General features: G+C 69.9%; 16 protein-coding genes. 9 read left to right on the forward strand and 7 right to left on the reverse strand.

The genetic code is table 11. The features are described from left to right. Window positions 1-77: 77 nt before the first annotated feature. The 4 genes from HMPREF9058_RS12345 to HMPREF9058_RS12360 form a co-directional block, all read right to left on the reverse strand. Entirely contained in the window at window positions 78-569 is a 492-nt protein-coding gene (locus HMPREF9058_RS12345; RefSeq protein ID WP_009407462.1) for a PTS sugar transporter subunit IIB, read from the reverse strand. Continuing rightward, entirely contained in the window at window positions 569-1,009 is a 441-nt protein-coding gene (locus HMPREF9058_RS12350; RefSeq protein ID WP_009407652.1) for a PTS sugar transporter subunit IIA, read from the reverse strand. Before HMPREF9058_RS12350 ends, HMPREF9058_RS12345 begins: the two co-directional genes overlap by 1 nt. Window positions 1,010-1,311: 302 nt before the next feature. Further along, window positions 1,312-3,543, reverse strand: a complete 2,232-nt coding sequence (locus tag HMPREF9058_RS12355; protein WP_009407766.1) for an NAD(+) synthase — start codon at window positions 3,541-3,543, stop codon at window positions 1,312-1,314. 446 nt (window positions 3,544-3,989) lie between these two features. Continuing rightward, window positions 3,990-4,286: a PspC domain-containing protein gene (locus HMPREF9058_RS12360; RefSeq protein ID WP_043538429.1), complete on the reverse strand. Its 297-nt coding sequence runs from the start codon at window positions 4,284-4,286 to the stop codon at window positions 3,990-3,992. A 244-nt stretch (window positions 4,287-4,530) separates the two neighbouring features. Here HMPREF9058_RS12360 and HMPREF9058_RS12365 point away from each other — a divergent pair, with 244 nt between their 5' ends. Next, window positions 4,531-7,362 (forward strand): GH32 C-terminal domain-containing protein, encoded by a 2,832-nt coding sequence (locus HMPREF9058_RS12365; protein ID WP_009407716.1) that lies wholly within the window; start codon window positions 4,531-4,533, stop codon window positions 7,360-7,362. Between the two features lie 206 nt (window positions 7,363-7,568). On the opposite strand, the gene HMPREF9058_RS12370 is transcribed toward HMPREF9058_RS12365, so the two are convergent. Beyond that, the gene (locus HMPREF9058_RS12370) at window positions 7,569-8,579 is read right to left on the reverse strand and encodes a LacI family DNA-binding transcriptional regulator (RefSeq protein ID WP_009407695.1); all 1,011 of its coding nucleotides are present in this window, start codon (window positions 8,577-8,579) and stop codon (window positions 7,569-7,571) included. Between the two features lie 198 nt (window positions 8,580-8,777). On the opposite strand from HMPREF9058_RS12370, the gene HMPREF9058_RS12375 reads away from it, so the two are divergent. Further along, window positions 8,778-9,458, forward strand: a complete 681-nt coding sequence (locus HMPREF9058_RS12375; RefSeq protein ID WP_009407541.1) for an HAD family phosphatase — start codon at window positions 8,778-8,780, stop codon at window positions 9,456-9,458. 157 nt (window positions 9,459-9,615) lie between these two features. Here HMPREF9058_RS12375 and HMPREF9058_RS12380 read toward each other — a convergent pair whose 3' ends face one another. Continuing rightward, entirely contained in the window at window positions 9,616-10,419 is an 804-nt protein-coding gene (locus HMPREF9058_RS12380) for a TetR/AcrR family transcriptional regulator (RefSeq protein WP_302621228.1), read from the reverse strand. Window positions 10,420-10,842: 423 nt separating this feature from the next. Here HMPREF9058_RS12380 and HMPREF9058_RS12385 point away from each other — a divergent pair, with 423 nt between their 5' ends. From HMPREF9058_RS12385 to HMPREF9058_RS12395, 3 genes are all read left to right on the forward strand, one after another. Then, complete coding sequence (locus tag HMPREF9058_RS12385; protein WP_009407538.1) at window positions 10,843-11,433, forward strand: hypothetical protein; 591 nt, start codon at window positions 10,843-10,845, stop codon at window positions 11,431-11,433. 62 nt (window positions 11,434-11,495) lie between these two features. Further along, window positions 11,496-12,059: an RES family NAD+ phosphorylase gene (locus HMPREF9058_RS12390; RefSeq protein ID WP_009407513.1), complete on the forward strand. Its 564-nt coding sequence runs from the start codon at window positions 11,496-11,498 to the stop codon at window positions 12,057-12,059. A gap of 85 nt (window positions 12,060-12,144) precedes the next feature. Then, on the forward strand, window positions 12,145-13,176 hold the full coding sequence (locus HMPREF9058_RS12395) for a DUF3152 domain-containing protein (RefSeq protein ID WP_009407745.1): 1,032 nt from the start codon (window positions 12,145-12,147) through the stop codon (window positions 13,174-13,176). Window positions 13,177-13,319: 143 nt separating this feature from the next. On the opposite strand, the gene clpB is transcribed toward HMPREF9058_RS12395, so the two are convergent. Further along, window positions 13,320-16,001 carry an ATP-dependent chaperone ClpB gene (gene clpB, locus HMPREF9058_RS12400; RefSeq protein ID WP_009407594.1) on the reverse strand — a complete coding sequence of 894 codons (2,682 nt, stop codon included), beginning with the start codon at window positions 15,999-16,001 and terminating at the stop codon, window positions 13,320-13,322. Window positions 16,002-16,245: 244 nt separating this feature from the next. Here clpB and HMPREF9058_RS12405 point away from each other — a divergent pair, with 244 nt between their 5' ends. The 4 genes from HMPREF9058_RS12405 to HMPREF9058_RS12420 all read left to right on the forward strand — a co-directional run bounded on the left by HMPREF9058_RS12405 (window position 16,246) and on the right by HMPREF9058_RS12420 (window position 19,103). Then, window positions 16,246-16,926: a hypothetical protein gene (locus HMPREF9058_RS12405; RefSeq protein WP_043538402.1), complete on the forward strand. Its 681-nt coding sequence runs from the start codon at window positions 16,246-16,248 to the stop codon at window positions 16,924-16,926. A 141-nt stretch (window positions 16,927-17,067) separates the two neighbouring features. Beyond that, a complete protein-coding gene (locus HMPREF9058_RS12410; RefSeq protein ID WP_009407779.1) occupies window positions 17,068-17,820 on the forward strand; it encodes a hypothetical protein in 753 nt (250 codons plus the stop codon). 309 nt (window positions 17,821-18,129) lie between these two features. Further along, window positions 18,130-18,897, forward strand: a complete 768-nt coding sequence (locus tag HMPREF9058_RS12415; RefSeq protein ID WP_009407610.1) for a hypothetical protein — start codon at window positions 18,130-18,132, stop codon at window positions 18,895-18,897. Further along, window positions 18,894-19,103 (forward strand): helix-turn-helix transcriptional regulator, encoded by a 210-nt coding sequence (locus HMPREF9058_RS12420; protein WP_003788881.1) that lies wholly within the window; start codon window positions 18,894-18,896, stop codon window positions 19,101-19,103. The genes HMPREF9058_RS12415 and HMPREF9058_RS12420 overlap by 4 nt, the downstream gene beginning before the upstream one ends. Window positions 19,104-19,418: the final 315 nt, after the last annotated feature.

Genomic DNA, 19,418 nt, shown 5'->3' on the forward strand with positions numbered 1-19,418 from the left:
CACTCCTGCTGAGCCCGCCACCGAAGGGTGACGGGATGGAGGTGTGCGAGGGAGGTGTGGGGACGAAGGCCGCGCCCTTAGAGCAGGCCCTTCTCCTTGAGGGCCCCCATGAGGTCGGAGCTCGCGGTGGAGGGCACCTGCTGGATGTACTGCTTGATGCCGCGCGAGTCGATCTCCTTGAAGGCCTCGACGTCGGCGGGGCTGGCGTAGACGGCCTGGGAGACCTGGCTGGTGCCCTGCTTGAAGGTCATGCCGCCGACGTTGACCTCCTTGGCCTCCACGCCCAGGTCGAGCAGGCGCACGATGTCGGCCGGGGTCTCGACGACGATGACGGCCTTGAGGGTCTCGTACTTGGGGTTCTTGTAGACGCGCGCGGCCTTCTCCACTCCCAGCACGTGGACCTTCACCTTGCCGCCGCCGGTCTGCAGCATGAGGGTCTTGCGCAGCTCGTCGTTGGCGGCGCCGTCGGAGACGGCGAGGATGGCCTCAGCGCCCAGGGATCCGGCCCAGTTGTTGGCGACCTGTCCGTGAACCAGGCGGGAATCAATACGCAGGAGCTTGACGTCCATCAGAGCTCGTCTCCTTCATCGTCGGAAGTGGTGGTGGGGGCAGGGGTGAAGACTTCGGAGAGGACCTTGACGCCGTCGACGGCGGAGGTGCGGGCGGCCTCCACGAGCTCGGCGAGACCGGCGCCGGTCAGACGTCGGGACAGGACCTCGATGACCATGGGCAGGTTGACGCCGGTGACGACGTCGGCATCGTCGCGCCCCGCCGCGAACCGGGCGGCGGCGTTGTAGGGGCTGCCGCCGAAGAGGTCGACGAGGATGAGGTACTCCTGGCTGGAGGAGGCCTCGACCGCGGCGGCGTACTTCGCCAGCAGGTCATCGGGGCCCTCGGAGGGTTCGAAGGTGACGGCGACGACGTCGTCACTGGGACCGACGATCATCGCTGAGGAGGCGACAAGACCTTCAGCCAGGTGTCCGTGCGCGGCTACGACCAGGCAGACCATGGGCGGGGACCTTTCCCATCCGGGCTGCCGCCGAAGGTGTGTATGGCCTGGGCAACAGCAACGTGTGTGACATGGCGACGATAAAAAGGATCAGCGTGATCGCCACCACTCAGGCGCCCACCACTTTCACACAGAAGCGCACAAAACCAACGTTGGTAACGCGCGTTACCAGAACATCGCCGTAACTTTTCGCCGTAAATATGCGCTTTGCTCAAATCAATCCCGAACAAGGCGGACCTCAGGAGTCACATTGTGTTGTGCCTCACATCATAGGACAATAGTCCCGGTTCTTCACGGGAGCCTCACGCCCGCGGCACGTTGCGCTCGAGCTCGGCCAGCCAGGCGGTCGCGGCGGCGTCGGAGGGCATGCGCCAGTCGCCCCGGGGGGACAGCGAGCCGCCGGCCACCACCTTGGGCCCGTTGGGCAGGGTGGAGCGCTTGAACTGGTTGGTGAAGAAGCGCCGGTGGAAAAGCTCGAGCCAGCGCCGGATCTCGGGCAGGTCGTAGGCCACCTTCTCCGACGACGGCAGCCCCTCGGGCCAGTCCCCGCTCTGCGCGTCCGCCCACGCCTTGTGCGCCAGGAAGGCGATGCGGCTGGGGCGCGAGCCGCGGCGCAGCACGTGCCACAGGGTGAAGTCCTGCAGGGCGTAGGGGCCGATCTTGGCCTGGGTGGACTGGATGGCGCCACCAGCCTCGGCCGGCACCAGCTCGGGGCTGATCTCGGTGTCCAGGATGGACAGCAGCGTGCGGCCGACGGCGTCGTCGAACAGCTCTTCGGCCACCACCCAGCGGATGAGGTGCTGGATGAGGGTCTTGGGGATGCCGGCGTTGACGCCGTAGTGGGCCATCTGGTCGCCCACCCCGAAGGTGCACCAGCCCAGGGCGAGCTCGGAGAGGTCCCCGGTGCCCAGGACGATGCCGCCGCGGTGGTTGGCGATGCGGAAGAGGAAGTCGGTGCGCAGGCCCGCCTGGACGTTCTCGAAGGTGACGTCGTAGAGGTCCCGCTCGCTCGCTCCCTCCGGCAGGACCCCGGTGCGGGCGTACTCGCCGTAGGGGTGGCCCATCTCGGTGAGCATCTGGGTGGCGGTGGCCCGGATGTCGAGCTCCTCGAAGGTGCAGCCCAGGCCGACGGCGAGGTCCTCGGCGTTGCGGCGGGTGCCGGCGCTCGTGGCGAAGCCGGGCATGGTGATGGCGTGGATGTCCGAGCGGGGCCGGCCCAGGCGGTCCATGGCGCGGGCGGCGACGATGAGGGCGTGGGTGGAGTCCAGGCCGCCGCTGACACCGATAACGATCTTGGGGTTGCCGATGGCCCCCAGGCGCTGGACGAGGGCGGCCACCTGGATGTTGTAGGCCTCGTAGCAGTCCTGGGCGAGCCGGGCCGGGTCGTCGGGCACGAAGGGGAAGCGGTCCACGCGGCGGCGCAGGCCGATATCCGTACGCGGGGCGGCCAGGTCGGCGGCGTCGATCCGGATGCGCCGGAAGGCCGCCGGGTCGGTGAAGGTGGTGGCCGCGGTCGGGGCGCCGGCGACCGGGGAGCTCAAGGTGCGGGCGTTGTCGGCGAAGGTCCCCTGGCGCAGGCGCTCGGCGCGCAGGCCTTCGATGTCGACGTCGACGACGGTGGCGCGCGGCCCGTCGGGGAAGCGCTCGGTGGTGCCGAGCAGCTCGCCGTTCTCGTAGACGAGGGTCTGGCCGTCCCAGGCCAGGTCCGTGGAGGACTCGCCCTGCCCGGCGGCGGCGTACACGTAGGCGGCCAGTCCCCGGGCCGAGGAGGAGCGGGCCAGCAGCTCACGGTCCTCGGCCCGCCCCACCGTGATGGGCGAGCCGGAGAGGTTGACCAGGACCGTCGCCCCGGCCAGCGCCGCCAGCGACGACGGCGGGACGGGCACCCACATGTCCTCGCAGACCTCGACGTGGAAGGTCAGGCCGGGGACGTCCTCGACCTCGAACAGGAGGTTCGCCCCGAAGGGGACCCGGGCTGAGGGCTCGACGCCGTCGCCGCTGCCGGAACCGCCGTGCACACCGGGCAGCTCGATGCTCTCCACCCCGGCGGGCAGGGCGTCGCCGGGGGCGAAGTGCCGCTTCTCGTAGAACTCCCGGTAGGTGGGGAGGTAGGACTTGGGGGCGACGCCGCGCACCCGCCCGCCCTGGATGACCAGGGCGCAGTTGTAGAGGCGGTCGCCCAGGCGCAGGGGCGCGCCGACGACGAGAGCGGTCAGGAGGTCGGCGCTGGCGGCGCGCAGGGTCTCGATGGCGGCGAGCACGTCGGACAGCAGGACGTCGGACAGCAGGAGGTCGTCAATGGCGTAGCCCGTCAGGCACAGCTCGGGGAAGGCGGCCAGGCAGACGCCGTCCTCGGCCAGGGTACGGGCCTGCTCGATGATGGCGGCGGCGTTGGCGGCCGGGTCGACGGGCACCACCGGCAGGGTGACGGCGGCGACGCGGGCGAAGCCCTGGTCGTAGGCGGAGAGGAACTCGATGTCAGTCGCTGGAGCAGTCACGGCGTCGGTTACGGCGTCATTCACGGTGTCGGTCACGGCTCGATCCTCCCATCGACGGCGCCTTCCCGCGAAGCCGCCGCCCCCGTGTCACGGCCGGGAACGCTGCCTGCTCCGGGCTCCGGCCGATGGGCGCCGCCACGCACTGCGCCCACCACGTCACCCGTGGAACCGGGGGCGGCGAGGTGGGCGCAGCCCATCACTCACGCGTGGACCCGAGGCGCCGCCTGGAACCGATGGCAGCAGGGACGGGCATGCGTCAGGAGAAAACGAGTGATGGACAGACGGCAGGAGAGAAGCATTGAGGAGAGCGAAGAGACAGCCATCACCTTTCTTTCTACGAGGCCGAGGACGTCGACGTCCTCGGCCGATGTCGGTAGTCGTGAGTCTGGTACGGGTCGTGTTACCGAAGCGCTCAAGGTCTCCGGAGGACTGTCACGGCCCGGGCCGGTCGGCTCGGACCCGCCCGGGCAGGCTGGGAACAGTCAGTACTGGGCGGGGGCGGGCTCGTCGAGCATGAGGCACCAGGCTCCGACGTAGACCAGGAACATGGGGCCGGGCAGGAAGCTGGCCAGGATCACCCCGACGCGCACCGCGGTCACGGGCATGTTCCAGGCCTCGGCCAGCCCCCCGCAGACACCACCGAGAATGCGGTGCTCGCGGGAACGGCGGGGCAGGGAGTCGCAGAAACGGAAGAACTCGCCCGTCCGACCGGAGGCGGAGCCCCCGCCCTCGGAGCGGGCGGACTGGCTGAACTGACCGGGGTACTGCTGCTGCGTCATGGCAACAGTCTGGACGATGAGGCCCGCCATCGACTATCGGGGAGCACCCTGAGAAGTCCCCGATGCTGATCGGGAATGACCCCGGGTGCTTGCCCGACGTCGAGGGGCCGCGTAACTTATTACCGGCGCTAACGCGCGTTATCGGATCGGCGTGGGAAACGGGGCTGCAGCCCCTGAGCACCACCCCGACCCGCAACGGCGCCCGCCCTCGTTCACGCCGAGCCCGCTTCCCGGAGGACAGCACATGAGTCGGACCACCCGAGCACTCAGCGCCCTGACCGCCTTCTGCCTGCTGGCAGCCGCCTCTACGCTGACCTCCATGCCCGCAGCCGCCTCCGGCCAGGCCCGACCGGCCTCCGTCGCACCGAACGCACCAGCCGCACCGGCGCCGCCGAAGGCCGACCAGTCCGGCGAGCGGTGGCGCCCGCAGAGCCACTACACCCCCCAGAAGAACTGGATGAACGACCCCAACGGACTCGTCTACTACGACGGCGAGTACCACATGTTCTACCAGTACAACCCCGAGGGCTCGGACTGGGGCAACATGTCCTGGGGCCATGCCGTCTCCAAGGACCTGGTGCACTGGCAGGAGCTGGGGGTGGCGATCCCGTACACCTCGCAGTACGGGGTGTTCTCCGGATCGGCGGTCATCGACACCAAGAACACCTCCGGCCTGGGCAGTCCGGACAACCCGGCCATGGTCGCGGTGTGGACGCGGGCCGACGTCGGCGGCAACCAGTCCCAGTCCCTGGCCTACTCCACGGACAAGGGCCGCACCTGGAACCTGTACAACAACGGGGACCCGGTCCTGGACATCGGCTCCAAGGAGTTCCGCGACCCGAAGGTCTTCTGGGACCAGACCTCCGGGCGCTGGACCATGGTGGTCTCCCACGCCACCGAGCACCGGGTCTCCTTCTACTCCTCCCCCGACCTCATCCACTGGACCGAGCAGTCCAGCTTCGGTGGGGAGGGCATCACCTCGGCGGTGTGGGAGTGCCCGGACTTCTTTCCGCTGCCGGTCGACGGCAGTTCCAAGGAGGTCAAGTGGGTCCTTGTGGTCACGGTGGCCGACTCCGCCCAGTACTTCGTGGGCAGCTGGGACGGCACCACCTTCACCCCCGACGAGATTCCCCACTACGCCGGCGATGAGGGCACGACCCTGGCCGACTTCGAGAACGGCTACGCCGGCTGGAAGGCCGACGGCGCCGCCTTCGGCTCGGGCCCGGCCACCGGGGACCTGCCCGGTCACCAGGGCAAGGCCTACGTGGACTCCTTCGGCAGTGGCGACGCCGACACCGGCACGCTGACCTCGGATGAGTTCACGGTCTCCTCGTCCTACATCAACCTGCGCACCGCCGGCGGCAAGCACCCCTACAACCCGCAGGCCACCGGCGACAACGGCGGCGGCAGGCTCCTGGCCGGCTTCGACGGCTCCTGGGAGGGCTGGACCGTGGAGGGCAGTGCCTTCGGGGCCACGCCACCTCAGGGCGCCACCCCCGGCCAGCAGCCGCTGGTCAACCACTCCAGCGCCGGGCTGCTCAACACCTATCTCGACGCCGCCACCGGGCAGGGCTCGGATGCCACCACCGGCACCGCGACCTCACCGACCTTCACCATCGACTCCCCCTACCTCAACCTCCTCATGGGCGGCGGCAACAACCCACGCCCCGAGGGCGGCGCCGACGGGGGCTCCGGGGTGAGCGTCGTCGAGCTGGTCGTCGACGGCAAGGTGGTGCGCTCGGCCACTGGCCGCAACCTGGAGGAGCTCAACTGGCAGAGCTGGGACGTCAGCGATCTCAAGGGCAAGTCCGCCCAGATCGTCGTCACCGACACGGCCACCGGCCCCTGGGGACACATCCTCCTGGACGAGGTGCGCGCCTCGGACAAGAAGGCCTCCCCCATCGCGGACAACACCTCCGTCAACCTCGTCGTGGACGGCAAGGTCGTCGCCTCCGCCACCGGCAACAACTCCGGGACCCTGGAGTGGACGAGCATGGACGTGACGGCCTACAAGGGCCGCAAGGCCCGGCTCGTCATCGAGGACCACAACGGCAACGCCGAGGACTGGGGCCACCTCATGGTCGACCAGATTCTCCAGTCGGACACCAAGGCCTTCTCCGGGGCCGACGTCGTCCCGCGCCTGGACTACGGCAAGGACTACTACGCGGCCGTCACCTGGGACAACGTCCCCAACGGCAAGCGCTACCAGGTGGGCTGGATGAGCAACTGGGCCTACGTGCGCGACCTGCCCACCACCACCTGGCGCACCGCCATGTCCACGGTGCGCGAGATGGGACTGACCCGGGTGAACGGCAAGCTGCGCCTGACCGCTCAGCCCGTCACCGCCCTGGAGTCCCTGCGCACCGGCCAGGAGCTCACCCGGAAGGACACCGACATCCCGGCGGGAGAGACCTCTCTGGGCAAGGCCGCTCAGGGCACCTCCCTGGACATCAGCGTGGACCTGAGCCCCGGCGCCTCCTCCTTCGCCGGTCTCAAGGTCCTCGACAACGGCGAGCAGTACACGCTCATCGGCTACGACTCCCAGGCCAAGCAGCTCGTCGTGGACCGCACCCACTCCGGGGTCACCGACTTCTCCCCGAAGTTCCCGGCCCGGTCCACCGCGCCGCTGTCACCGGACAGCAAGGGACAGGTCCACCTGCGCATCATTGTTGACGCCCACTCCGTGGAGGTCTTCGTGGCCGACGGCACTCCGGTCATCACCCAGACCGTCTACCCCGAACAGGACGCCACGGGGGTCTCGCTCTACGCCGAGGGCGGCACGGCACATCTGGGTTCCCTGAGCCTGTGGCACCTGGGTTCCGTTCAGGACGCCGGTGCCCCGGCCGAGGGCCCCGACTCCCCCGGGGCCGGCAAGCCCGCCGTCCAGGGGCCGGCCCGCGGCCAGGCGAAGGCGGCATCGGCGTCGGCGAGCCCCACCGCCGCTGCGGCCGGTAAGAGCGTCTCCGCCCGCTTCCCGCTGGCCCGCACCGGCACCTCCCTGACCCTGGGCGTCCTGGGGGCGGCCGCCGCCGCGACCGGCGCCTACACGCTGCGCCTGCGCCGTCGGCACTCCTGAGCGGCAGCGTCTCCCTCACGGCCGGGGACCTTCCCCTGCGACCAGGGACATTCGACGCCGTCGGGGACATTTCGGTGCGGTCAGGGACGTTCGACGCCGTCGGGGACCGGAATCCTGTCCCCGACGGCGCAGCATGTCCCCGCCGGGAAGGTTCCGCACCCGTACGCGCACAATGTCCCCGGCCGCATAGACGGCACGATGCGCTGTCAGGCCGAGGAGCGACGGATGATCGTGCCCGGCAGGAGCGTCTCAGCGGGCACCTCCTCGCCCTCCATGAGGGCCAGCAGGTGGGAGACGGCCACCTGTCCCATCTCCTCGAAGGGCAGCGCGACCGTCGTCAGGGCCGGATGGACCTGGTCGGCGATGAGCTCTTGGTCGTCGATCCCGATGACGGCCACGTCCTCACGCACCCTCAGCCCCTGTTCACGGATCGCGGCATAGGCCCCCATCGCCATGCAGTCGTTGCCGCACACCAGCCCGGTCAGCCAGGGATGGTCCGTCAGGAGGCGGGAGGCAGCCGCATACCCGTCCCGGGCGGTGCCGTGGCCGACAGCCACGTGCACGGTGCTCCAAGGAATGCCGGCCTGCTCCAGGTAGGTCCGGCAGCCGACGCGCCGCCCCGGAGCGGCCTCACCGTCGTTGGGGTCGAGCTCGATGACGCCGATGTCGCGGTGGTGGCCCTCCAGGAGCGCCTGCGCGGCCAGGCGCCCCATCTGCTCCTCGTCAGGGCGCACGCAGGGAAGGCCGGAGACCGGGTCGATGCAGTGGACCAGGACGGTGGGGATCTCGCGGGCCTGCGCCGGCATGCGAACCCGACAGTTCCAGCCGGTGGCGTAGATGATCCCCTCGACCCGGGACTTCAGCAGCGTCTCGAAGGCCTCGCCATCCACGGTGGCCTCCGTCGAGGTCGGCACGATGAACAGGGTGTAGCCGGCGGCCCGGACGCTGTCCTGGATCCCGCGGATCGTGGCGGCGGCAAAGGGACTGGTAACGATCTCGGAGACCAGGCCGATCAGGGAGGACCGGCGCGAAGCCAGGGCCCGCGCCCCGCCGTGCGGGCGGTAGCCGAGCTCGGCAGCCACCTGCTGGACGCGCTCGCGGGTCTGCGGTGGGATACGAGCCCCGTCGCGGTTGTTGAGCACGAAGGACACCGTGGTGCGCGAGACGCCGGCCGCCTTGGCCACGTCCGCCATCGTGGTCCTGTAGGTGTCGCCCACCCGCTCTCCTCCCGGCCCCTCCGACTGCGCCGCCACCTGCACACCCCGTTGGGTTCCGGCACGTGCACCACCTGGCGTCCTGACGGCAGTCTGCCAGGACGAGGACGCAGCGCATAACCCTGAGCGCCGGCAGGCGGGTCATGAGGCAGCGCACCCAGTACCTGTGCGCCGCGCCACCCTCCGGCTAGGCTATTTCTCATGACGACCTCCCCCACTCCCAACTTCACGGTGCGCGCTGTCCTGTGGGACATGGACGGCACCCTCATGGACTCCCAGCCCTTCTGGGACGAGGCATTCATCCACCACTGCCAGGCCCTGGGCGGCGACCCGCGCCCCGAGCTCGTCGCCCAGATGACGGGAGCCTCGATCCGTCAGGCCCGCGAGCTCATTGCCGCCACCGGCGCCACCCGCTCCTGGGACGATCCGGCCACGCAGGAGGTCTTCGAGGCGATCGCGCACGACGTCGAGGCCTCCGTGAGCGCCGCCCCTCCCCTGCTGCCCGGGGCGCTGCGGATCACCTCGGCACTGTCAGAGGTGGGGCTGGCCCAGGGAATCGTGTCGGCCTCACCGCGCCGGATCGTCGAGAAGGTGGCCTCCGCACTCGGCGACGTCTTCGCCGTCCTGGTCACCGGTGACGACGGCGTCGGCGCCAAGCCCGATCCGCTGCCCTACGCCACGGCGGTCGAGCGCCTCGCCCTGCGTCCCCAGGACTGCGTCGTCGTCGAGGACTCCCCCACGGGGGCCGCCTCGGCCCGGGGCAACGGGATCCACGTCGTGCAGATCGGGACGACCAAGCACTTCCCGGCCGACCCCGGCCTCGTCGTCGTCCCGGACCTGGCCTCGATCACCCCGCACCTGCTGCTGTGGGCGGACCGCTGAATCGGCCCGGAATCAGGCGGGCCACCCGCTCACGACCGGCGCCCGAGGACAGGACCGGCTCGGGAACACGAGGTTCCCGAGCCGGATGGGATGGATAGGGATTCAGATGAGGATTCGTGGAGGCGCCGAGCCCAGGGCGACGCGGCGCCTCTGACCGTCAGGCGGCCTTAGGGCGCTGAGGGGTCTCCGGGGTCTCCTGGACCTCCCACTGGCTGCGCAGGCAGTCGGCGTAGAGGCGGATCTCCGCCACCAGGTCGGTGGACAGGGACTCCGCAGCGGCCGTCCCGGGCGTCGTCGAGCACAGCCACTGCAGCTGGAGGCCATCGATGAGGGCGACCAGGCTGCGCGCCACGAGGCGCGAGGGCATCTCCGGGTCCACGAGCCCGGCGGTCTTGCCGGCCTCGAAGCTGGACTCGAAGCGCTCGACGGCGCTGTTGAGGTGGTTGGCCATCCACCGGTGCGCGGGGTGCTCGGCATCAAGGACCGAGACCGCCGTCGCGGTGTAGATCGCCGTGAGGTCCCGGTGAGCGACGTTGCGCTCGAGCAGCTCGATGTAGCGCTCCAGCAGGGCCCAGGGGTTGCCGTCCAGGTCGGAGGCACCCGCGACGTCGAGGGTGTCCAGGTTGCCGATGGTGTCGACGGGAGCCTCAGCGGCGTCGCCCTCGACGGCCGGGGACTCCACGAGAATGCTCAGGGCGTCCTCGCGGTCACGGCGCTCCAGCACCTTGCAGAAGAGCTCGTCCTTGGAGGAGAAGTGGTGCAGGAGTCCGGCCTTGGAAATGTCTGCCGCGTTGGCGATGTCGGCCAGGGAGGTGCCGGCATACCCGTGCTCTCCGAAGAGAACCACGGCTTCATTGAGGATGCGTGCTCGCTTGTCCTCGCTACCCGCTCGGGGGCGCCCGGGTCCGCGCCGCCTAGCCGGGGCAGCTTGGGGCGAAGTCGGGGTACTGACAGTGTTCATGGCGGCATCATGGCACCTTCCAGTAAGGGAATTGCAAGGCAGAAAGGCCCTCATCGGAATAATCCGCTCAAGTGTGACCTCCACGTGCCCTCCCCGTGACGTGAGTGACGACTTGGTCTCGGTTTTCACACAATTAACCGGCTCCTACCAGCACAGAGTTCCCCGACCGCGCGGTCTGTTGGGGCTGCTGGGATTGCTGGCCACCGCAACCTCCCGTCGACACCCAGGCTCTTTGGTGATTTCATCCAGGTTCGCAGTGCAGCGCCACATTGGTCACAGTTGTGTAACACTTGCGAGATTCTTGTTTCCGGTTCAAATACATGCCGCGAGCCTCCCTGACGACCGGCCACCACCCCCATCAGGGGCCACCGAGGCGCATCGTGTACGCATGCACATGCAAACTCAATGCATTACACTCGTGCCATGACTGTTCTTGCCGGACTGCTCGACCAGCTCGACCTCGGCGAAGAGGAGCTCGCGGACGCGATGCGCGAGGCCACTGCCCGCACGTCGCAGGGCGGCGCCGGCCCGGTGTCCGCCGGCATGACCGACTTCCTGGCCCGAACCACCCCTCGCGGCCGCAGCAAGTCCACAGCCCGCACAGTGGAGCGCATCCTGTCCGATCGCACGTACGCCGAGCAGCTCACCGCCCAGCATGAGGCCGTCCAGGCGGCCTGCACGCTGGCGCGCTCTCTGAGCACCCGCCAGGTCGCCACCCTGCTCAGCCGGACAACGACGACGATCACCCGAGCGGCCGGGCGCACTCTCTACGCCTACCGCGAGGCGCGGTCGCTGAGGTTCCCCACGTGGCAGTTCCATGAGGGCCGCCCGATCCCGGGCCTGGCAACGGTGGTGCCCACCCTGCGCGAGGGGCTGACGCCGGCCACCATCGAGGCGCGGATGACGACGTCGGACCCCGAGCTGCTCGACGGGGCGACACCCGCGCAGTGGCTGATCGCCGGCGGGGACCCGGCGGCGGTCGTCCAGCAGCTCTCGGATGCGGACCACCGGTGAGTCCCCGACCGAAGAATCCTCCACAACCGCCGTCGACGCTCCACACCCGCCCGGAGGACATCGTGACGGTGGAGCACGCCGAGCTCGCCCGCGTCGCCTTCGCACACAGCCCTCATCCCCTGCCGTGGGGCGAGCTGCGGACCTGGGGGCCGCACCCGCGATGCCGTTGGGATCCGCACCCGCTGCCGACGGGGGAGCATCCGGAGCACGGGGTCCTGTACACCGCCGACGACCTACTCACGTGCGTCGCGGAGGTCTTCGCCGATACCCGCGTCATCGACACGCACAGCGATATGCCCCTTCTGCAGGTCTGGGAGGCGACTCGTCCGCTGCGCCTGCTCGATCTCACCAGCACCTGGGCGCTGCGCAACGGAGCCTCGGTCAGCCTCGACAGCGCCCTGCGCTCGACGTGCCGAGCCTGGGCGCGAGCCATCCGGATTCAGCTGCCCGACATCGACGGTCTGCGCGCCCGCTCGACGATGACCGGGAGCGAGATGACAGTGCTGTTCTCCCCCGCGCGCGACAGCCTGCCGACCCTGCCCCGGGACACCGCCCCGCTGGCCGACGCCACGCTCTACGCCCTGCTGAAGACGCTCGCCCCCGACATCGGCTACGAGATCGTCTGAGCCTACCCCGACGCCGCATGTGACCTTGGGCGCGCAGGGGCACCTCCCGGCGGGTCGGTCGGGCGCACGCCCCTACGATGGTCGCATGCGTCCCTCGACCCCGCAGCCGCCGCGGCGCCCCTCCCGCCCCGGCCGCGCCTCATCGTCGGCACCTGGACGCCGTCGAACATCCGCCGGTCATCGACGCAGCCCTGAGGGCCGGCCCTCCCCGCAGCGCCCTTCGTCGGACGCGCCCGATCCCGCCAGCCGGCGAGCCCTCACCATCGCCCGCCGGGAGCGACGTCGGCGTCGCGCCCGCAACCGGCTCCTGTACGGCACGACCTTCGTCGTGGCACTGGCCCTGATCGTCGTCGGACTGCGAGCCTGGGGGCTCCACCCCGGTTTTGCCCTGCCGCTTAGCTCCTCCGCAAGCCGGTCCGCAACCCCGGCCAAGGCCGCGGCCCAGCCCTCCGCCCGGGCGTCCGCCAGCCGCGCGGCCTCGCCGTCAGCCTCGGCCACCCCCTCCGCCTCATCAACGCCGTCGGCCTCGGCGCTGCCGTCCCCGCAGCTGGACTCCGAGGGCTTCGCGCACTCCGGCGCCGTCGGCAACGGCAGCTGGACCATCGCACCGGCCGTGCCCATCTCCCGCCCCGCGGCCGCCACCGTCTACCGCTACGTGCTGCGGGTCGAGGGCGGCACACATGTCGACGCCGCAACGGCGGCCCCCATCGTGGAGCGCATCCTCAATGACGAGCGCGGCTGGCCCACCGCGCAGAACACCTCCTTCCAGCCGGTGGCCGACCCCGCGAGCGCGGACTTCACCTTCAACATCGCCACGCCGCCCAGCGCCGACGCCCTGTGCTCACCGCTGGACACCGGCGGCATGTGGAGCTGCCGCAACGGGGACAACGTGGTCATCAACTCCGACCGGTGGAACTGGGGCGCCGTCACCTACCCCGACGTCGACTCCTACCGCACCTATGTCACCAACCACGAGGTGGGTCACTTCCTCGGCCACGAGCACGAGTTCTGCGCCGGGGCCGGCCTCAAGGCCCCGCTCATGGCTCAGCAGAGCCACGACCTGGCCGGCGGCTGCGTGTACAACGCCTGGCCCACCCAGGACAACCAGCCCGGCTGAGGTCCGCGACGCCGCCGGCAGCGTGAGCCGGCAGCGCGCTGGCAGCACAAAGGGGCGGGCCCACCACTCAGGTGGGCCCGCCCCTTCATCACTGGCCTGTCACAGCCTCTGCTCCAGGCGGTGGGCTCGGTCGGGTTCCGGGATCAGGCCGGCGACGCCGCCGAGGAGGCCGACGGCGGGTGCGCCTCGCCCTCGGCCCGCAGCGTGAGCCCCTCGGAGCCGTCAACCTTGTCGACGACGACCTTCTGCCCGTCGAGGACCTCCCCGGCCAGCAGCATGCGGGCCAGGCGGTCGCCGATCTCGCGCTGGACGAGGCGGCGCAGTGGCCGGGCCCCGTAGGCGGGGTCGTAGCCCTCGTCGGCCAGCCAGCTGCGGGCGGCGTCGGTGACCTCCAGGCTCAGGCGCCGGTCCGTCAGGCGCTGAGCGATGCGCGCCAGCTGGATCTCGACGATCTCGCCCAGCTCCTCCTTGGAGAGGGCCTCGAAGATGATGATGTCGTCGAGGCGGTTGAGGAACTCCGGCTTGAAGGAGGCCTGGACCACGCTCATGACCCCGTTGCGCTTCTCCTCGGGGCTGGTGAGCGGGTCGGTGAGGAACTGGCTGCCCAGGTTCGAGGTGAGCACGAGGATGACGTTGCGGAAGTCGACCGTGCGCCCCTGGCCGTCGGTAAGGCGGCCGTCGTCGAGCACCTGCAGGAGGATGTCGAAGACCTCGGGGTGGGCCTTCTCGACCTCGTCGAGAAGGACCACGGAGTAGGGCCGACGCCGCACGGCCTCGGTGAGCTGGCCGCCCTCCTCGTAGCCGACGTACCCGGGAGGGGCGCCCACGAGGCGCGCCACGGAGTGCTTCTCGGAGTACTCGGACATGTCGATGCGCACGATGGCGCGCTCGTCGTCGAAGAGGAACTCGGCCAGGGCCTTGGCCAGCTCGGTCTTGCCCACGCCCGTGGGACCCAGGAAGAGGAAGGAGCCGGTGGGGCGGTCGGGGTCGGAGATGCCGGCCCGCGAGCGGCGCACCGCGTCGGCCACGGCGGCCACGGCGGCCTTCTGGCCGATGAGGCGCTCGCCGATGACGTCCTCCATGGTCAGGAGCTTCTCGGTCTCCCCCTGGAGGAGCTTGCCCACGGGGATGCCGGTCCAGGAGCCCACGACCTCGGCGATCTCGGGGGCGCCGACCTTCTCGGCGATCATGGGCTCGCCGGCGGTCTGCTCGGCGGCGTCGTCGGCGGCCTCGGCCTCGCGGATCTGGCGCTCCAGGGCGGGCATGTCGCCGTAGCGCAGACGACCGGCCTCCTCGAAGTTGCCCTCGCGCTCGGCCAGGTCGGCGCGGGTGCGCATCTCGTCCAGGGCGGCGCGCAGCTCACCGACCTTGTTGTGGCCGGCCTTCTCGGCCTCCCAGCGGGCGTTGAGCGAGGCCAGCTCCTCGGAGGCGTCGGCCAGCTCGGCGCGCAGGCGCTCGAGGCGCTCGACGTCAGCCGGGTCGGCCTTGGAGACGTCCTCGATGGACTCGTCCAGGTAGGCCTCCTCCATGCGCATGCGGTCCACGCGACGGCGCAGCTCGTCGATCTCGACGGGGCTGGAGTCGAGCTCCATGCGCAGCCGGGAGGCGGCCTCATCGACCAGGTCGATGGCCTTGTCGGGCAGCTGGCGACCGGTGATGTAGCGGTCTGAGAGGGTCGCGGCGGCCACGAGGGCGCCGTCGGAGATGGTCACCTGGTGGTGGGCCTCGTACTTGGGGGCGATGCCGCGCAGGATGGCCACGGTGTCCTCGACACTGGGCTCACCGACGAAGACCTGCTGGAAGCGGCGCTCCAGGGCGGGGTCCTTCTCGATGTTCTCGCGGTACTCGTCCAGGGTGGTGGCTCCCACCATGCGCAGCTCGCCGCGGGCCAGCATGGGCTTGAGCATGTTGCCGGCGTCCATGGCGCCCTCGGAGCCGCCACCGGCGCCGACGACGGTGTGCAGCTCGTCGATGAAGGTGATGACCTCGCCGTCGGAGTCCTTGATCTCCTTGAGGACGGCCTTGAGGCGCTCCTCGAACTCACCGCGGTACTTGGCGCCGGCCACCATCCCGGACAGGTCCAGGGAGATGAGGCGCTTGCCGCGCAGGGACTCGGGGACGTCGCCCGCGACGATGCGCTGGGCCAGGCCCTCGACGACGGCGGTCTTGCCCACGCCCGGCTCCCCGATGAGGACGGGGTTGTTCTTGGTGCGCCGGGACAGGACCTGCACGACGCGGCGGATCTCGGCGTCGCGGCCGATGACCGGGTCGAGGCGGCCCTCCCGGGCGGCCTCGGTGAGGTCGGTGCCGTACTTCTCGAGGGTCTTGTAGGTGCCCTCGGGGTTGGCGGAAGTGACGCGGGACGAGCCGCGGACCTGGGGCAGGGCCTCGATGAGGGCCTCCGGGGTGGCGCCGGCGTCGGCCAGGATGCGGGCCACGGTGGGGGCGGAGCCGGAGGCGTCGCCCTTGGCCAGGCCGATGAGCAGGTGCTCGGTGGAGATGTACTCGTCAGACAGCTCCTTGGCGACCGTCGAGGCGGCCTCGAGGGCGGCCAGCAGGGAGCGCGAGGGCTGAGGCTGGGTCATGGAGGAGCCAGAGGAGGCGGGCAGCTGGGTGAGGATGCGGCGCGCGGAGGCGCCGACAGCCTGGCGGGCCGCCGCGTCGGGGCAGACCGCGGCCAGGAGGCCGGCGGCGACGCCGTCGGGCTGGGAGAGGAGCTCAACGAGCAGGTGCGCGGGCGCGATCTGGGGGTTGCCGGCCGCGGCGGCGGCCTGCATGGCCCCGGAGATCGCCTCCTGCGACTTGGTGGTGTAGTTGGTGTCCATGCGGATCTCCTTCAGAGGTAGTGACGTGTTGCGTCTTCTGGTCACCACAACCTTCGCAGAGTTGAGTCTATTCCACTCAACTTCTGAGACCGGCAGTGACGTGGACTACTCATTGGGGTTCTGCCGGAGACATTCCGCCGGTCATCGCGCCGACCTGCAACATGCCAACCAACCGCTTGAAACACCGTTGTTCCACGACGCCGCTATCGTCACATCACGACCCCGTCCTCACCCCGGAGACCTCATGAGAACCACGCGCGCCACCCTGGCCCTGGCCACCATCCTCATTCTGGCGGGCTGCTCGCAGACCAGCCCCTCGTCGGCGGGCTCGGCCGCAGCAACCGGTTCGGCCCCCGCGGCCACGGCGACGTCGTCGAGCGGGGGCGGCGCGAGCGCCTCCGGCAGCACGACCCCCTCCATCCCGGCGGGCCACCAGGCGGTCACCGCACCGACATCCGGGCTCACCTTCGCGATCCCCGAGGACTGGGAGGACCTCAACGCTCTTCCCGAGGCCCAGAAGGCGCTGCTCGCCCGGGCCCAGGGGGTGGACCCCTCCACCCTCACCCAGCGTCTGAACAGCACCGACGCCTTCTACGGCCGGTTCTCGCAGAGCGGTGGCCTGTCCTTCAACAGCGTCGCGGTCGCCAAGGAGGCCGAGACCTCCTCCACGCCCCCGTCCCAGGCGAGCCTGGATGAGATCATCACCCGACAGGGAGGCACGCCGACGGGCTACTCCACCAAGCCGTCCACCTACGGACAGGCCGCCGTCGACACCTCCACCGCACAGGTTCAGGGCACCCAGACGGCCGGCGCGGTCATCGCCGTTCCGACGTCGTCGGGCACCTACGTGCGCATCGCCGTGACCGCCGGCAGCGCCGAGGAGGTCAACACCATCGTGTCCACCATCCTCACGACGGTCCGCTGACGGGCGGGCGCAACGACGGGCCTCGCGCTGCCCAGCCACCACGAGCCCCGCGGCCCCACGACGGGGAGTCGTCTCCATCGAGCATTCCCGCCGGAAGGTGATGTCCTGGTTGCCACACCCGATCTCAGGCACTGGAGCATCATGAAACGCCTACGCACCGCTGCGACCGCACTGGCCGTCCTCACTCTGACCACAGCCCCCGTGCTGACCGCCTGTTCCCAGGCGACTCGGGGTTCCGGCACCTCCAGCTCAGCCGCCTCCGACAGCGCCTCGGCCTCAGCGACGAGCGACACCGAGGAGAAGGACGACAAGGACAAGGAGACCTCCGCCGGCAGCACTTCATCCAGCCAGGACGACGCGTCGGCGAAGCCGATCCCCGCCGACAGCCAGGAAGTCACCGGCGCCAGCACCGGCCTCACCTTCACCGTCCCGAAGGACTGGGTGGACGTCAAGACACTCTCCGCCGCGGAGAAGGAGGCGATCGCCCAGAACCTGAACATGAGTCGCGCCGACTTCGAGCAGACGCTGGGCACATACGACCTCTTCTACCGGGCCAGGGACGCGAACGCCCTCCAGTTCCACAACAACGTCAGCGTGCTCTCGCAGACACAGCCCTCGGATTCCCTGCCGTCCGAATCCGACCTCAAGTCGCAGCTCACCGCTCAAGGCGGAAGGCTCCAGGAGTACTCGACGAAACAGACCCCCCATGGCGAGGCCGCAGCAGCGGTCTATCTGACGGAGCAGGGCGGCAGCGTCTTCGCCGGGAGCATCATCATGGTGCCGACCTCCCCGTCCACGGGCGGCCGCACCACCTATGCGACCATCAACGTGTCGGCCAGCAACTCGCAGGACGCGAAGGAGATCACCAACACGATCCTCGACACGATCCACTGAGCGCGTTCGGGGACTCTCTCCTTCAGCCGGGGACCTTCGACGCCGTCGGGGACATTTCTGTCCGGCCGGGGGCGGTTCGCGCGTTCGGGGACCAGAATCCCGTCCCCCAACGCGTGGGCCGTCCCCGCCGGGAGCGGGCTGCACCCGACCGCGCGCCATGTCCCCGGCAGCGGGCGGCACCTCTGTGCGAAGCCATCGACACCGACCGATGACACCACCCCGGAGTCCAGGACGAATGGTTGACAAGCCGGGCAGGCAGGCGCACCATATCGACTATCGATGCATCGATAGTCGATATGGAGTGTCATCATGACGACCAGCACTGAAGCCGGCTCGGACACCACCCCTGGCACCGACCTCGACGGCAAGGTGACCGCCGACCAGTCCCCAACGAATGACGCCGGAGCCACCCCCGGTGCCGACGCCGGCGTCGGCACCGGCAGCCTGGCCTTCACCTCATTCCTGGTGTTCCTGCTGTGCCTGTCCCCCTTCTACACGCTCGGCTCCAACCTGTGGGGCCTCATCGACGGCCGCGGACTGCTGCTGGAGTTCACCGACAGCGACCCCGCCTTGGACCAGCAGTTGTCCTTCAAGCACGCGACGATGGAGATGCTCGGCGGCTACTCGGTGAGCCACGGGATTCTGCATGGGATGTCCGGCGGCGCGCGGTTCCTCGTCGGCCTGGTTATCGTCATCCACCTCCTCCTCATCGCGGCCTGCGCCGTCGCCTTCATCCGGTTCATCGCCGCGATCCGCCCGAACCGAGCAGGATTCGTCGACCACCTCTTCACTCGGGGCGGTCACCTGTTCTGGCTGCTCTTGGGACAGCAGCTGAGCGCCTTAGCGCTGCACATCTCAGGCATGGCGATCTCGGACGAGTACCTCACCGGTGCCCGAGCAGACGGAGAGCTGACCGGGTTCATCCCCACCGGCAACGACATCCCGACCCTCAAGAGCATCATCATCCTCATCCTCGCCATGCATCTGCTGCTCGCCCTGCACCGCGTGTACCAGCGCGCCGGCAGGCTGGCCGCGGAGAACACCGTGCTGCGCGAGGAGACCGAGGGGCTCGTGTGAGTCGCGTCGTCTGCCACCTCGATGAACTGCTGGCCGCCCGCGGGATGACGCTCGTGGAGCTCTCCGAGAAGGTCGGGGTCACCACCGTCAACCTCTCCGTGCTCAAGAACGACCGCGCCAAGGCCATTCGCTACTCCACACTCTGCGCCATCTGCGAGGCCTTGGGGTGCTCGGTCGGAGAGCTGCTGGAGGTCGTGTCGGACTGACCCGCCCAGTACGCGTCCCCGGCGCCCCTCCCGCCGCCAGTCCTCGCCGTCGGGGACCATTCCCTACAGCCGGAGACACTCCACGCAGCCGGGGACTTTCTCTCATGTCCGGGGGCTGCGCGGGAGGGGGCACTCCACGCGGCCGGGGACTTTTCCTTCCAGCCGGGGGCATTCGACGCCGTCGGGGACAGCAATCCCGTCCCCGCACGCGCAGGATGTCCCCGGCCGGAAGTTTCCGCACCCCGCCGCACAGGATGTCCCTGGCCAGAAGTTCCTGCACCCGGCCGCACACCATGTCCTCCAGCCGCGGGGGAG

The organism is Actinomyces sp. oral taxon 175 str. F0384 (assembly GCF_000223355.1).
GTDB classification, from domain to species: Bacteria; Actinomycetota; Actinomycetes; order Actinomycetales; family Actinomycetaceae; genus Actinomyces; species Actinomyces oris.

Coding starts and splice junctions, on each gene's coding strand:
- HMPREF9058_RS12345 (WP_009407462.1), bottom strand. CDS start 569: ATGGACGTCAAGCTCCTGCGTATTGATTCCCGCCTGGTTCACGGACAG.
- HMPREF9058_RS12350 (WP_009407652.1), bottom strand. CDS start 1,009: ATGGTCTGCCTGGTCGTAGCCGCGCACGGACACCTGGCTGAAGGTCTT.
- HMPREF9058_RS12360 (WP_043538429.1), bottom strand. CDS start 4,286: ATGACGCAGCAGCAGTACCCCGGTCAGTTCAGCCAGTCCGCCCGCTCC.
- HMPREF9058_RS12365 (WP_009407716.1), top strand. CDS start 4,531: ATGAGTCGGACCACCCGAGCACTCAGCGCCCTGACCGCCTTCTGCCTG.
- HMPREF9058_RS12375 (WP_009407541.1), top strand. CDS start 8,778: ATGACGACCTCCCCCACTCCCAACTTCACGGTGCGCGCTGTCCTGTGG.
- HMPREF9058_RS12380 (WP_302621228.1), bottom strand. CDS start 10,419: ATGAACACTGTCAGTACCCCGACTTCGCCCCAAGCTGCCCCGGCTAGG.
- HMPREF9058_RS12385 (WP_009407538.1), top strand. CDS start 10,843: ATGACTGTTCTTGCCGGACTGCTCGACCAGCTCGACCTCGGCGAAGAG.
- HMPREF9058_RS12395 (WP_009407745.1), top strand. CDS start 12,145: ATGCGTCCCTCGACCCCGCAGCCGCCGCGGCGCCCCTCCCGCCCCGGC.
- clpB (WP_009407594.1), bottom strand. CDS start 16,001: ATGGACACCAACTACACCACCAAGTCGCAGGAGGCGATCTCCGGGGCC.
- HMPREF9058_RS12405 (WP_043538402.1), top strand. CDS start 16,246: ATGAGAACCACGCGCGCCACCCTGGCCCTGGCCACCATCCTCATTCTG.
- HMPREF9058_RS12410 (WP_009407779.1), top strand. CDS start 17,068: ATGAAACGCCTACGCACCGCTGCGACCGCACTGGCCGTCCTCACTCTG.
- HMPREF9058_RS12415 (WP_009407610.1), top strand. CDS start 18,130: ATGACGACCAGCACTGAAGCCGGCTCGGACACCACCCCTGGCACCGAC.